The 13142-nt window shown below is 39.8% G+C and carries 15 protein-coding genes and 1 pseudogene; 5 read left to right on the top strand and 11 right to left on the bottom strand.

Features of this window, described 5'->3' with window-relative positions:
- Positions 1-90: 90 nt before the first annotated feature.
- Positions 91-1242: a diglucosyl diacylglycerol synthase gene (locus JJ692_RS11105; protein WP_024422744.1), complete on the top strand. Its 1152-nt coding sequence runs from the start codon at positions 91-93 to the stop codon at positions 1240-1242.
- Between the two features lie 32 nt (positions 1243-1274).
- Here the strand turns inward: JJ692_RS11105 and JJ692_RS11100 are convergent, their stop codons facing one another.
- Positions 1275-1976, bottom strand: a complete 702-nt coding sequence (locus JJ692_RS11100; RefSeq protein ID WP_206533747.1) for an AIM24 family protein — start codon at positions 1974-1976, stop codon at positions 1275-1277.
- Positions 1977-2238: 262 nt separating this feature from the next.
- Between JJ692_RS11100 and cspD the strand changes: the two genes are divergently transcribed.
- A complete protein-coding gene (gene cspD, locus JJ692_RS11095; protein ID WP_024422747.1) occupies positions 2239-2439 on the top strand; it encodes a cold-shock protein CspD in 201 nt (66 codons plus the stop codon).
- Between the two features lie 51 nt (positions 2440-2490).
- Here cspD and JJ692_RS11090 read toward each other — a convergent pair whose 3' ends face one another.
- From JJ692_RS11090 to JJ692_RS11080, 3 genes are all read right to left on the bottom strand, one after another.
- Positions 2491-2673, bottom strand: a complete 183-nt coding sequence (locus JJ692_RS11090) for a hypothetical protein (RefSeq protein WP_008346368.1) — start codon at positions 2671-2673, stop codon at positions 2491-2493.
- 172 nt (positions 2674-2845) lie between these two features.
- Positions 2846-3028, bottom strand: coding sequence for a zinc-finger domain-containing protein (locus JJ692_RS11085; protein ID WP_024422748.1), 183 nt, complete (start codon positions 3026-3028; stop codon positions 2846-2848).
- Between the two features lies 1 nt (position 3029).
- Positions 3030-3701 (bottom strand): ribonuclease H family protein, encoded by a 672-nt coding sequence (locus tag JJ692_RS11080; RefSeq protein WP_024422749.1) that lies wholly within the window; start codon positions 3699-3701, stop codon positions 3030-3032.
- Between the two features lie 94 nt (positions 3702-3795).
- On the opposite strand from JJ692_RS11080, the gene JJ692_RS11075 reads away from it, so the two are divergent.
- Genes JJ692_RS11075 through JJ692_RS11065 form a run of 3 tightly spaced genes read left to right on the top strand, consistent with a single transcriptional unit; the run spans position 3796 to position 5050 of the window.
- Positions 3796-4485, top strand: a complete 690-nt coding sequence (locus JJ692_RS11075; RefSeq protein ID WP_206533746.1) for a queuosine precursor transporter — start codon at positions 3796-3798, stop codon at positions 4483-4485.
- Position 4486: 1 nt separating this feature from the next.
- A complete protein-coding gene (locus tag JJ692_RS11070) occupies positions 4487-4882 on the top strand; it encodes a reverse transcriptase-like protein (RefSeq protein ID WP_122631020.1) in 396 nt (131 codons plus the stop codon).
- 42 nt (positions 4883-4924) lie between these two features.
- Positions 4925-5050 carry a hypothetical protein gene (locus tag JJ692_RS11065; RefSeq protein WP_003215584.1) on the top strand — a complete coding sequence of 42 codons (126 nt, stop codon included), beginning with the start codon at positions 4925-4927 and terminating at the stop codon, positions 5048-5050.
- A 204-nt stretch (positions 5051-5254) separates the two neighbouring features.
- Here JJ692_RS11065 and JJ692_RS11060 read toward each other — a convergent pair whose 3' ends face one another.
- The 7 genes and pseudogenes from JJ692_RS11060 to JJ692_RS11030 form a co-directional block, all read right to left on the bottom strand.
- Positions 5255-6142, bottom strand: coding sequence for a 5'-3' exonuclease (locus tag JJ692_RS11060; RefSeq protein WP_025093092.1), 888 nt, complete (start codon positions 6140-6142; stop codon positions 5255-5257).
- Positions 6143-6419: 277 nt separating this feature from the next.
- Entirely contained in the window at positions 6420-6683 is a 264-nt protein-coding gene (locus JJ692_RS11055; RefSeq protein WP_122631023.1) for a YpbS family protein, read from the bottom strand.
- A gap of 39 nt (positions 6684-6722) precedes the next feature.
- The gene (dynA, locus tag JJ692_RS11050; RefSeq protein ID WP_206533745.1) at positions 6723-10319 is read right to left on the bottom strand and encodes a dynamin GTPase; all 3597 of its coding nucleotides are present in this window, start codon (positions 10317-10319) and stop codon (positions 6723-6725) included.
- A 133-nt stretch (positions 10320-10452) separates the two neighbouring features.
- The gene (locus JJ692_RS11045) at positions 10453-10539 is read right to left on the bottom strand and encodes a Fur-regulated basic protein FbpC (protein WP_226340839.1); all 87 of its coding nucleotides are present in this window, start codon (positions 10537-10539) and stop codon (positions 10453-10455) included.
- 85 nt (positions 10540-10624) lie between these two features.
- On the bottom strand, positions 10625-11134 hold the full coding sequence (locus JJ692_RS11040; RefSeq protein WP_073206028.1) for an isoprenylcysteine carboxyl methyltransferase family protein: 510 nt from the start codon (positions 11132-11134) through the stop codon (positions 10625-10627).
- Positions 11131-12231, bottom strand: a complete 1101-nt coding sequence (locus JJ692_RS11035) for a type III polyketide synthase (RefSeq protein ID WP_206533744.1) — start codon at positions 12229-12231, stop codon at positions 11131-11133. The genes JJ692_RS11040 and JJ692_RS11035 overlap by 4 nt, the downstream gene beginning before the upstream one ends.
- A gap of 323 nt (positions 12232-12554) precedes the next feature.
- Positions 12555-12779, bottom strand: a pseudogene (locus JJ692_RS11030) (IS5/IS1182 family transposase); the annotation flags it as partial.
- Positions 12780-13142 lie beyond the last annotated feature (363 nt).

Raw genomic sequence — 13142 nt, 5'->3', positions numbered from 1 at the left:
TATGTTATCTTTATGTATATGTAGACCTATGAGATTAATAGTTTTCGTACGAAGTTTTGTTGTTGTTGATTACATTTGAGGTGAATATTCTTGAATACCAATAAAAAAATATTAATCTTGACCGCAAATTATGGAAATGGACATATGCAGGTAGCAAAAACACTGTATGATGAATGCAAATCCCAAGGATTTGAACATGTTGTAGTTTCTAATTTGTATCAAGAATCGAATCCCATTGTGTCAGAAGTGACTCAATATTTATACTTGAAGAGCTTTTCCATTGGGAAACAATTTTATCGCTTGTTTTATTACGGTGTAGATAAAATTTACAATAAACGCAAATTTAACATTTATTTAAAAATGGGAAATAAGCGTCTCGATGAATTAATTCAGTTACACAATCCGGACATCATCATTATTACATTCCCAATGATTGTGGTACCAGAATACCGAAACAAAACAGGTAAAGTGATTCCGACTTTTAATGTCATGACAGATTTTTGTCTCCATAAGATTTGGGTACATGAAAACATCGACCGATACTATGTTGCAACCGATTATGTGAAACAAAAATTAGTGGAAATCGGCACACATCCAAGCGATGTCAAGGTGACAGGTATTCCTATTAGACCACAGTTTGAAGCAGACGTGCCAAAATCGATGATCTATAAGAAATATGGATTATCATCAGATAAAAAAGTTCTTCTCATCATGGCCGGTGCTCACGGTGTACTAAAAAATGTGAAGGAATTATGTGAGGCGCTGCTTCTCGACAGTGAAGTACAAATTGTTGTTGTATGCGGAAAGAACGCCGCGCTGAAACAATCGCTTAGCGTACTTGAACAAGCACACCCAGATCAATTGAAGGCGCTTGGATATGTGGAACAAATTGATGAATTGTTCAGAGTAACAGATTGTATGATTACAAAACCAGGCGGCATTACTTTAACAGAAGCAACTGCAATCGGTGTCCCGGTCATTCTTTACAAGCCTGTCCCTGGTCAAGAAAAGGAAAATGCTCTTTTCTTTGAGGATTATGGCGCTGCCATTGTTATTAACAGACATGAAGACATTTTAGAATCTGTGACCAACTTGCTTCAGGATGAAGAAAAATTAGAAACAATGAAACAAAACATGAAAAAACTGCACTTAAAACAATCTTCTCAAACCATTCTGGAAGATATCGTCGAGCAGTCAGATCTCATCATGAATAACAAAACTTATGCTCGCGCATTATCATAAAAAGGTGTCCGTCATTGACGGACACCTTTTCTTCATCCTTGACTTCCATTTGTTGTGTATACTTCTTCAAACGGCTGAACGACAACAAAGCCGCTTCCGGTAAACTTCATTTGAATGGACTCTCCGCTTCCCCTGCCAATAAAAGTTTTAAAGGAAACATCTGTCACAAATTCAGTTTTTAAATCCCCTGACCACGCAACAGTCGCATTCGGATCTGTAAAAACTGAGTCACCCGGCTGAACAATGAGTGTCAGCGGCTCATAATGACTTGTGATTGCTACTAAGCCCGGCCCTTCTAATTTGACATTAAATAATCCACCTGCAAGCATGCCAGACACTTTTTTCATCAATTTGATATCCCAGCGGACAGATGGTTCAAACGCGAGCAGATCGTTTCCATTCACAAAAATGGATTCTCCTTGAGCCAAACGAAGAATCGAGATTTTTTTACCTTGATCTGCCACATATAATTTCCCATCACCTGTCGCCTTCATTAGTGAGGTGCCTTCTCCTGAGAGCATTTTTTTGAACATCTTTGAAACGCCGTGCTCAAAAACACCCTCACGTTCAAATTTGATTTTCCCTCGATAGGAAACCATGGAACCCGTTTTTGCCCAAATCGTGTCAGTCAAATTAATTTCTAAAAGTCTTGGTGTTTCAAGTTCGAAGACCCCTTCTCCTTTATCTTCTTGCTGCGTATTCTGAACAAATTCTTCAAGTGTATAACGATTCATGATTGCACCTCTTTCTGTATTTTTTTTATATACGGACAAGCTGCATGTTAGGTTTCGAAAAGAACGTTTTATATTTCATTGTTATTCACCAAAAAAACAAAAAAATCAAACATTCTGCTCAAAATTTGGCTCCCCTGCTTGACGCTTTACTTTTGATGGTGTATAGTGGAACCATCATTTAACAACTGCAAAGTCGTTAGGTGATGAAAATTTTTTTTAGTATGCCAAAAGGTGTGCTACAGTACTAGGAGGAAAAAGCAATATGCAAAACGGTAAAGTAAAATGGTTCAATAATGAAAAAGGTTTCGGCTTCATTGAAGTTGAAGGCGGAGACGATGTATTCGTTCACTTCACAGCTATCGAAGGAGACGGCTACAAGTCTTTAGAAGAAGGACAAGAAGTTTCTTTTGAAATCGTTGAAGGTAATCGTGGACCTCAAGCTGCAAACGTAACAAAACTTTAAACAACTAAATCAATGATGAAACGACAAAATAAAGAGAGGCTTATGCCTCTCTTATTTGATTTTCAGCTGAATTTCAATGGCTAAAATATTTTGCTTCAGTCGTTGTTCAATTTCAGAAATATCTTTTTCGAGAAAAGGTCTTCCCTTCTTTGCTACATCTACTAGCTGCTCTAGATCGCTGTATACCTCTTGAAATGTTCGATGTAATACCGTTTCGAAATCCTTATTATCCATGCCGGCCTTCCCCTTTTCCTCTATTATCCGTCACTTAGTCAAAAAGTAACTCAACCAAAACTTTCTATAGTTATATCGGCTCATTTTTCAGAATATGTTCTTTTTTTACACATTCTATCCGTTTTTTTTCATGAGCGGATGTTTGAGCAGGGAAAACCGGGGCGGCAGCGGCTTACTTTTTAAGCAGCGTCTGTCCGTATTCTTTTATTTTCTCTCCTACTGTGCATTGCTGAATACAAAAGGAGTGGGCGTATTTTTTGCCATATTCTTTTCGGAAGTGCTTCTTAATCAAACAATCTGAACAATACGTGTCTTGGAGATCCGTCAATTCTTGTACTGCTGTTTTTTTATCCACATTATTCAGCTCCGTCTGCTTCTAATTTCAATTTACTTTCGATTGGGACGTCTGCAAGCATCTGCCTTGCAAGCTGATCCGCTTCTGCATTTTGTTTACGATCGATGACTTCATAGGTTGGCGTAAGCCTCAGCTCTTTTAAAGCCGATTCAATCCGGTCGAGCCATTTGTTATGTATATCATCATAACAAGGCCATTCTCCTTTTAATTGATTCATGACAACAAGTGAATCGCCTCTAATCGTGACAGAATTTCTGCTTGCTCCAAGGTCTTTTAATGCTTTGACTGCCTCAAATAAAGCCGCATACTCTGCTTCATTATTGGTGATTCCTTTGAAGGGCTGATTTTTTCTCAAACGATAAGCATCTTCTCCGAGCTTATAGTAGACGACAACCCCAAGACCAGAGTCGCCTGTTTCTTTGTGAAAACTTGCATCAAAATAGACCTGAAGCTGATCAGGTTCAAGCTTTAGTTCTTCATTTAGCTTTTCAAGTTCTTTAATAGACCACATCGCCCCTTTTTCATCTTCAAATGATAGGAGGGACTGTGGTTCTTTTTTATCGATATGTTTGGCTAAAATCAAGGCCTCTTTTAGCTCCATCCAATCTTCTTGGAAAAAAGCAATGGACCCAATCGATTTCACTTTCATTGTATAGTGTGCTCTTAATTTCATTGATCACATCGCCTTCCCGTGCTTTTAAGGTAAACATACGTTATGCTATAATCAAAAAGTTACATTTTACAATGAGAAAGGAAGTTCATGTCACTTGTTTAATTTAGGTATTTGGATCTTATTTGCGATCATTAATTTTATCATTGTTCTTCTATTTTATAAAGGATTTGGCAAGATGGGCCTTTTCGTCTGGATTGGCTTTGCGACGGTTGCTGCAAATTTACAAGTGGTCAAAACCGTTGAATTGTTTGGCTTAACGGCAACACTTGGAAACATTTTATACGGCAGTGTATTCTTTGCAACGGACGTATTGAATGAAAAATATGGACAAAATGAAGCGAGAAAAGCTGTCTGGATTGGTTTTGCCACCCTTTTAACGCTAACCGTTGTCATGCAAGAGGCTTTACTTTTCCATCCCGCTCCATCTGACATTTCTCAAACATCGCTGGAAACCATATTTGGCTTTATGCCAAGGGTCGCACTTGGCAGTCTTGCTGCTTATATCATCAGTCAAATGTTAGATGTTTATGTATATTCGTTTATTCGCCGGATATTTCCTTCCGATGGTGCGCTCTGGATGCGAAACGCTGGAAGTACGATGATCAGCCAGCTGCTTGATACACTGATCTTCACAACCATTGCCTTTCTTGGCACCTATCCATTTCATGTATGGATTGAAATCTTCATCACGACTTATGTGATTAAATTTATCGTCGCCGCGATTGCGACACCATACGCGTATGCAGCGAAAAAAATGGTTCCGCTTGATGAAAGGGTGAAATAAATTGCCAGCTGAAATATACATTGATGGTGCTAGCGCAGGTAATCCAGGTCCTTCTGGCATCGGCATTTTCATTAAATATGATGGAAAGGCAGAATCTTTCTCGATTCCTCTCGGATCCATGAGTAATCACGAAGCAGAATTTACCGCCCTCATTGAAGGGATGAAAATCTGCGTAAAAAAAGGACTGCGTTCCGTTTCGTTCCGAACAGATTCACAGGTAGTTGACCGCGTAGCCAATGCAGGATTTGCAAAAAATCCAGCCTTTCAGCATTTTATCAAAGAGATGATCGAGCTTCAAAGCCAGTTTGATTTATTTTTCATTAAGTGGATTCCAAGCAAGGAAAATCAAGTAGCTGATCAGCTCGCTAGAAAAGCGATTCACCTTTCTAAAGGATGAATCGCTTTTTTTCGGTTATGCTAATGTATGAGGTGATACTGATTGGATAAAGAAAATAAAGGTCGTGTCACAAATGGGACAACCCCTCAAGGTGATGCGCAAACAAAAGATAAGCAGCCACTATCTCAGCTCGAAAATAGAGCGAAGAAAAGCAATACAAAAAGATGACCTTAGAGATCAGCTTAGCTGATCTCTAACAAAGGGCTAAGATGATTTTTATTTTAGCCCTTTGTCTTCTTTTCAGCGTGATAGAAAACCTTTGCAGCCCTAGGAAGGACGAGTACCGGAGCGGAGCGAATTTGACATTCGTGAGCACCGGAGCGCAGACCTGCGGGCGAATGCGAGGGTTTGTCTATACGCTGAGAGATCGGCTTAGCTGATCTCTATTTTACTTAATCGATTCACCATTGGTTCAATCCCTTTGATTTGATGGTATCGCAGCATGGCAGCAGCCCGTTCTTGATTGATGTTCACCTTCGTCTCATCAATTGGACAGCTCAGCGGGACATCACATTTGATCTCTGCCAATAGACGGGAGAGCTTCAAATCTTCTAATCCTGCTTGCATTTTCTTTTGCTGGGCAGCCGTTAGTTCATGAACATTTTCTAATAATCCATCAATGGTTTGATATGTTTGAATAAATTTTAATGCTGTTTTTTCTCCGATTCCTTTCACGCCTGGATAATTGTCACTTGAATCCCCCATAAGTGCTTTCATATCAATCAGCGCCTTTGGAGAGATACCCATTTCCTCTTCAAATAAGGCTTTTGTATAATGTTTATAGTTCCCGATCCCTTTTTGCATTAGAGCAACCGTCACTTGTTCATTCAATATCTGCAGCAAATCTCTGTCCCCAGTTAGGACAGTCACACGTGCTTCATTCTGATAGAGTGCCGCCAGCGTGCCGATACAATCATCTGCCTCAAAGCCCTTTATACCAACGTTTACAATTCCTAGTTCTTCTGTTGCTTCTTTTGCTAAATCGAATTGTGGAATGAGCTCGACAGGTGCCTCTCCTCGATTTGCTTTATAATCTTGAAACAATTCATTTCGGTATGTTTGGCTTCCCATATCCCAGCAGCAAACAATATGAGTTGGCTCAAATGTCTGAACAGCGGTTAATAAATGCTTCAAATAGCCATTCACTCCATTAGTCGGGACACCGTGATCATTTATCATAAAATTGCGATGGACAGCCGTTGCATAGAACGATCTGAACAGAAGTGCCATGCCATCAACAAGCAGTACGTGTTTATTCATTCTTATAAACTCCCTTTTTCAAAACAATACTCCTATTCTATCACAGAACATAGAATTCGACATAAAAAAGGCGCCTTCTTCTTTTGGGAAAGAAGTGGCACCTTTGGATTACTTTTGACCGTATTGCATTTTTTTCGATTCTGCTTCTGCGTAGGACGGCATCTCTTTTTGTTTAGGGTGACGCTCATCCTGCTTTTTTGCATGCTGCTTTTTTTCCATCATCATTCCCCTTTCTCGGTTCACTTGTTAAGATGACCAAAAATGAGAAAGTTACTCTTTACTTCTGTTTTCGTTCGACATACTCCTTAACCATATCAATCGTGACATGCTTACGCAGCGGAACAATTCCGCCTCGTGCAAGCTCATTCATCTTCGACGTAATTTCATTGATCTCGTCAGTTGTAAATGGTTCGTTTTGCTCACACTTCAAAACAGCAGTCTCTATTGCCTGCTCTCTTTTCTGCTCAAGCGCAAGAAAAGACTTGATATGAGCATTCTGTTTTTGTGAATGTGCGGAAATTTCTTCGTGTACGCTCGTCATTTTATCAACTGCTTTCTTTTTTATATAGTCTATCATGAATCAAATGGTTTTCAACTGGTTCTTCCATTCATTTGTTTGCTTGTATACTTGTTCTATCATCGCCTGCTCTTTCGCATCTGTCGTTAAGCTCATGATAAATGTTTGTTTTTGTTCACTCAGCTGCTTAAGCGCTTCTGTTTCATATCTTTCAGTAAAGGTCTTCACCATCATATCGTATCTGCTCTGTAATTCTTCTTTTTCTTTATCTGCCCATTTCGTCGTTAATTGGAAAAGGACATCTCGAATCGCTTCAATAAACGCTGCCTTCCCGTTCTGTTCAAAGAAAGCTTTCGCTGATTTTTGCTTCTTTAAGAGCGGCTCAAACGGCGTCAGGTCCGCTTCCACTTCAATTTGTTTCAGCTCGGCATTTTTCTCATCTGGCGGCGACAGCCGGAGAGAAAAGTAAGGATCTTCTGCACACGCAGCCTGTAACCCTTTCTCCCACTCCTCTTTGAAATATTGAGTGATAAACGATTCCATTCGAATATCAAGCGCTTTTATCTCCTGTACAAATTCAAATTCATAATCCTTCAGCGCCTGTTCAAGCGCTTTTTTCAACTCCTGTCTGAAGTCCCCTTGAGATATTCCAGGATAAAAGGCTGTCTTTAACAGATCATTTGCATAAAGTGACAAGCGCTGAACAATGTGGTAAAGCTGTTCGTGCAAGTCCTTTTTCACACTTTCTTTCACTAGCTTAGATCGTTTAATATGGCTCATTTGATCAACGATCGCTTCATAGGATGTGTTTATCTTTTTCTTTTCCGCTTGCTTTTCATCTTCCGACTGATGCAGCGTCGCATGCAGCTTGTCAACTGTTCTACATAATGTACTCGCTTCAAAATACAGAAGCTCAATCGCATCTTTTGTTAATTCTTCCTCAATAAAATAGTCGAGCTGTGTTCTAAGCTGTGCATACTGGTTATAAGGCGACTGTCCCTTTCCTTCGATCTCTTCCTTGCTGGATACGTGATGAAGGTTTGGATGCCGGATGCCTTCTTTTGTGAGCTCATTTTTCACATAGTCAAAGACGGTTTCAAGCTCTGTTTGATCCTTTGCGAGGTCAGCTGCATTGATAATAAAAAACATTTTATCCATGCTAAATGAATCTTTTACAAGCCCGAGTTTACGTAAAAATGACCGGTCTGCTTTTGAGAAAGAATGCTGGTAGTAAGTTAAATAAAGAAGGGCATCAGCATCCTTCATATATTGAAAGGCAATCTCTGTGTGACGTTTATTCATACTGCTGGCGCCTGGTGTATCAACAATCGTCAGTCCTTTATCTGTTAAAGGTGTACTTAAATAGACCGTCACTTCCTTCACCACACAAGAAACAGCCTCTTCTGCCACATATGGCTTTAATTCTTGAAGGGTGACATTGAGCGGCGTTTGTTTTTGAATCGAATCACGGAACTTTTCATGAGCGTTTAAAAAATGGTCAACAATGATGCGGTGATCCTGTTCAAGCTCTCTTTTTTTCAGCGTTCGCTCGAGTTTCGCTTGAAACGTATCTCCCTTTTCTTCTGTTATAGAATAACCGAGAATTTGATCGAGCTCTTCTAATATTTCCTGCTCGGTTTTAAACACCACTTTCACACTTTCATGCGGATGGTCTTCTGTCGGCCGGGTCAGCTTATTGATCGTGGCCGTCGTTGGTGTAGGAGATGATGGCAGCACCTTTCTCCCAACAAGGGCATTGGCAAACGAAGATTTCCCCGAGCTAAAAGCACCGAATAAGGCGAGTGTAAATTCCTTCGCTTGCAGCCGCTTTGTTCGTTTTTCAAAGGACTTTCTTTGAGATTGAAGCGCGTTTAATGGCATTAAAATTTGAGAAAGCTGCTCAAACTGGTCAATCGACTGCGCTGTCGGGATATGCTGTGATTGTCGCATTTGATCAAGCTTTATCTGCTGCTGATTTTCATTTTCGCTTTCTTCCGTATGAGTTGATGTTTGATTCTGATTTAGCTCGTCATGCTGCATCCGGTGTTTTTTCACATAAAACCAATCTTCTTCGATCTGCTCATTTGTTCCGTTTTGCCATATATCCCATACATGCTCAATATCTTTTCTGATTTGATCATTTTTTTCCATGCATTGCTCCAGCGCTTGGAGCTCCTGTGCTGCCTGGAACCATTTATCTTGCTGCTTTCCCTTTTCATTCAGGAGCTGGGTTTTCAGCATCTCGGTCATTTGTTCAATCAATGGTATTGCTTTTTGTTTCGTCTGTCTTTTCAGTGCTTCACCAGCATCTTTTGCATATTGCAAAACGTATTCATTTGAAAATGTCGCACCGTGATGGATCACGTTTTCAAGCAGTGATTCTTCTACAGGCGTTTCAAACGCCATCACTTGATTTAATAATTCTTCACCAAGCTGATGCTTCTTGACTTCTTTTTTGAGCAGTTCAGCAATATGCCAGTCTACTTCTGCTTTCATTCTTGCTTTGACATCTGCTAAGAACTCGTTCGCCCGCTTTTCTTTTTCCTGCTCGGTTTTATTTTTCGCGAACAGCAGACCTACCTTAAAGCCAGGTGCTTTTGATTCAATATAATCACTTGCGAGCTCCCTCATTTTAAATGGGGTTAGATTTGCATTTTTTAAAATGTTCTCGACTTCAGAAGACACTTCATCTTCTAACTGTTTTGCTCCATTTTCAATGAAGCTGCTTTTCGCTTCAAGTTCCTTCACTTCTTTTCTTTTTTCTTGAAGCTGTAAATCAAGATCCTCTTCCTTCAGCTCTTCTTTTAATGAGTCAATATGTTCTTTTAAAACGTGCTCTATTTTCTGCTCGGTATAGGCGCGAAGCGATGCTTTCGGCAATGTTTGTAATTCTTGCAGTTTCTCAATTAAACGAATCATTTCGTTTCTTGGATGCGCCTCATCGGTTACAGATGTAAAGTATAGGTGTTCTTCTTCAATGCCTTCTTTTTGAAGCATATCAACTACTTGATTTTTGTAGTCTTCAAACGCTGTCTCATGCTCATCATGTCGATCGACTTGATTTACGATGAAATAAAGATTTGGCACTTTCTCTTTAATGGAGCGAATGAAACGAATGTTTTCCTCCGAATGAACATGGTTGTAATGAACGACATAAAAAAGAGCATCTGCTTGATGAAGAATAGACGCAGCAGATAAAAAGTGAGCATGATCCGTTGAATCAATTCCGGGTGTATCAATCACTGCCACCTTTTCTTCCAGTCCTCTATAGTCCCCGCTAATTTCCACCATTTCAATCTGTTCTCCATCCTTACAAAAACGCTGAACTGCTTCTTTATCATAAGAACCGCTCATTTTTGCAAAACGGCCATCTGAGGTGTGAAGCTTTACTTCACTCTCCCCTTTCCTCACGACGACCAAGTTTGCACTTGTTGGAATTGGACTCGTTGGCAGGATGTGATCATGAAGCAGATGATTCACAAGTGATGACTTTCCAGCTGAATAGTGACCGGTAAATGCGATATACACTTCTTCTTCTGCTTCCTTTTTGATAATCGATGCAAGTTTGGCTGCGCGTTCATGATCATCCCTTTTGAGAAGGCTTTGATATAAAGCACCTGTAGTTTGAACGAGCGAATCTCGAATAGACAAGTCTTCCATGACGATAAACCCCTTTGTTTTTAGAAAAGTCAGTTATGTATGTGATACCATTTTACACAAAATGAAGAGATTTTTCTTCTGATCTGAGGAAATAAAAAAAATCTGCTGCCCGATCAGTCGCAATTGACTGCGATCAGGAAGCAGATTTTTTAGAAACACCTTTTAATACGAAGCCAATTAATAGGCTGTATACACAGACCGTACCGAGTAAGAAAACCATTGTCATGTGATCACCGTCCATCCTTCGTGATTGAGAATGCTTATCATTAATGAAAGTGTATCACAATTGATAATGATTTTCAATATTAATTTAACAAATACTGATTGAGCGCTTTCTCTTCTGTTTGAATTCTCACAGCCATCATCCATGCATTTAAACATGTGAACAAAATGGCGGTAAAATAAGCATTAAACAAAAGCGGGATCAGCATAAGCTCAATCGCCACCACTACATAGTTAGGATGCTTTAACCAGCGATAAGGTCCTTTTTTCACCATCATCGCATTTGGTACAACTAAAATCTTTGTATTCCAATACGTCCCAAGAGAACATAATGCCCAGTATCGAATCACCTGTGTGGCCAGCAGAAAAACGAGCAGCACAAGAAAATAGCGCGACGGCGTCTTGTTTAACCCCCATACCTCAACCATGAGTGAGAGAAAAAAGCCCGCATGCATTGCGACCATATAACGATAATGACTAGCACCAAATTCTATGGCACCGATCGCTTTTACTTTCTTTTCATTTCTTTTAGCCACAAGCATTTCAATAAGCCGCTGACAAACGAAGAAACCAATGACGAGCCAAATGATCATGATAAGACCTCCTCCCATTTCATGAGCAGCAGCTCTGAGGAAAAGCCCGGACCAAGCGCTCCGCAAAGACCCATATCTCCCGCTTCAGCAGATTGATGTTCAAGATAATGTTTGATCACATACAAAACTGTGGCAGAGGACATATTTCCGTGTTGTTTAAGTACTTCTTTTGATGAAAAAAGTTGATCCTCTTGTAAGGATAGACTTTCAATATAGGCGTCAATCACTTTTTTTCCTCCAGGATGAGCAAGAAAAACTGATAGATCTTCTGCCGAATACCCTTGCTGCTCTAAAAATTGATCGACCTGCTCTTTTAACCAGCCGGAAATAATGGAAGGAATGTCACGGGAGAAAATAACCCGAAAGCCGTCACTTGTAAATTCCCAGCCCATCACATCCTCAGACTCTTTCATTGTGACGGATTGTGTACCAATCACTTTAGGGACTGTTTTGAGATGGGTATATTCTGATACACCTTTTTCTCCAGTTAAGAGTACCGCGGCTGTCCCGTCTCCGAACAAAGATGTCCCGATTAAATTGCTTTTTGATTGATCTTGCGGCTGGAAAGTTAAACTGCACAGTTCACAGGCGACAACCAGCACCTTTGCTTCTGGAAATGCCCTTATGTATTCGTAAGCCCGAGACAACCCTGCCGCTCCGCCTCCGCACCCTAATCCCCAGATCGGCACTCGTTTCGTATAAGGCGAAAAAGGAAGAACGTTCATCAGTTTTGCATCAAGACTTGGTGTCGAAAGTCCGGTGCTTGAAATAAAAAACAATGCATCGATCTCTTCATACGGAATCGGCTTTTTCAGAAACGTCCTCTCATGAAGACAGTGTATGACCGCTTCTTTTGCATGAGCCAATGCTTTTTCCAAATAGAGATTGTTTTTCTCTTCAAAAGAGTGGTGCGTCTGATACCATTCAATTGGCTGCACAAACTGTCTGCTCTCGATTTCTCCGTTTTGAAAAGCTCTCAGCAGCCGGTCGATATCTTTAAACGATCGTTTAAATTGGGATCTAGCAAAATCAGCCGCCTTTTTCTGATCCACATGATGTTTTGGCAGACTCGTTCCAACAGAAAGAATGTACGCCATCGGCTTCACCTCTTTTTCCGATTAATATCCCCTATCGAAAAAAGGATATACATGCCAAAACGTCACAATTCAGTCAAAATATTTTCCTCCGGCTAACTTTTTGTCTTGACGACAATTGATAAATATTGGATAATATAGGTGAAAACATGATGTAGTTTTCCTCCTTCACAGGTTCGTTCTAAGCCAAGCGAACCTGCTTTTTTTATGCAAAAAAACACTTCTAAAAGAGAAGTGTTCAGAACGTAGACCCCCCCTTTACTTTAAATAAAAGTGGGGTTTTCACTTTAATTATAAAGGGTTTACGCTGGACATAGTGTTTTCCATGTATGATTTTGACTTTGTGTACAGTTATCTAGAAAAGAACAAGTTTTACAAACCTCTGAACCGGACACATATTGTTTAAATCCTTCTCTAGTCGTTGTACGGTAAGCGAGAATTTGCCGATATGGGCACAATATGCGTCCATACACGCATTCATTCTTTTTAAAATAATCTGCTGCTATTCTCGGACGAATGTAAGGCTTGACAGGTTTTATCTTTTGATCCATAAAAACTTAGCTCTGATTCAGTTGTACTGACTTTGATTTCTTTTGTTTCTTCTTTATTTTGTAGTGGTAAGAACTTTTCTCTATGATTTTGAGATTAATCGCCTCTGTCTCCACTTTCCACATGAGCACCCTTTTTTCAATGAAATCGTCATTATACAACACTTTCATAAGGAATCTCCCTTTCGCTTTGAATTAATGGTCAAATCTGCTGCTATCTTAGCGTATAAATATTAACGTTTCGATCATTATTCGGAATGATTTTATTTAAACATGAATGGATCACCTTTTTTTGCTGATCAACACAAAGTAACAACCATATAAAAAGGATTTTTTCCACTATATACTTAATCAATATGAGTACCA

The sequence above is a fragment of the Bacillus sp. 3a genome (assembly GCF_017161885.1).
Lineage (GTDB): Bacteria > Bacillota > Bacilli > Bacillales > Bacillaceae > Bacillus > Bacillus safensis.
Note: the sequence above shows the minus strand (reverse complement) of the source record. Positions and strands in the feature narration are given on the sequence as shown.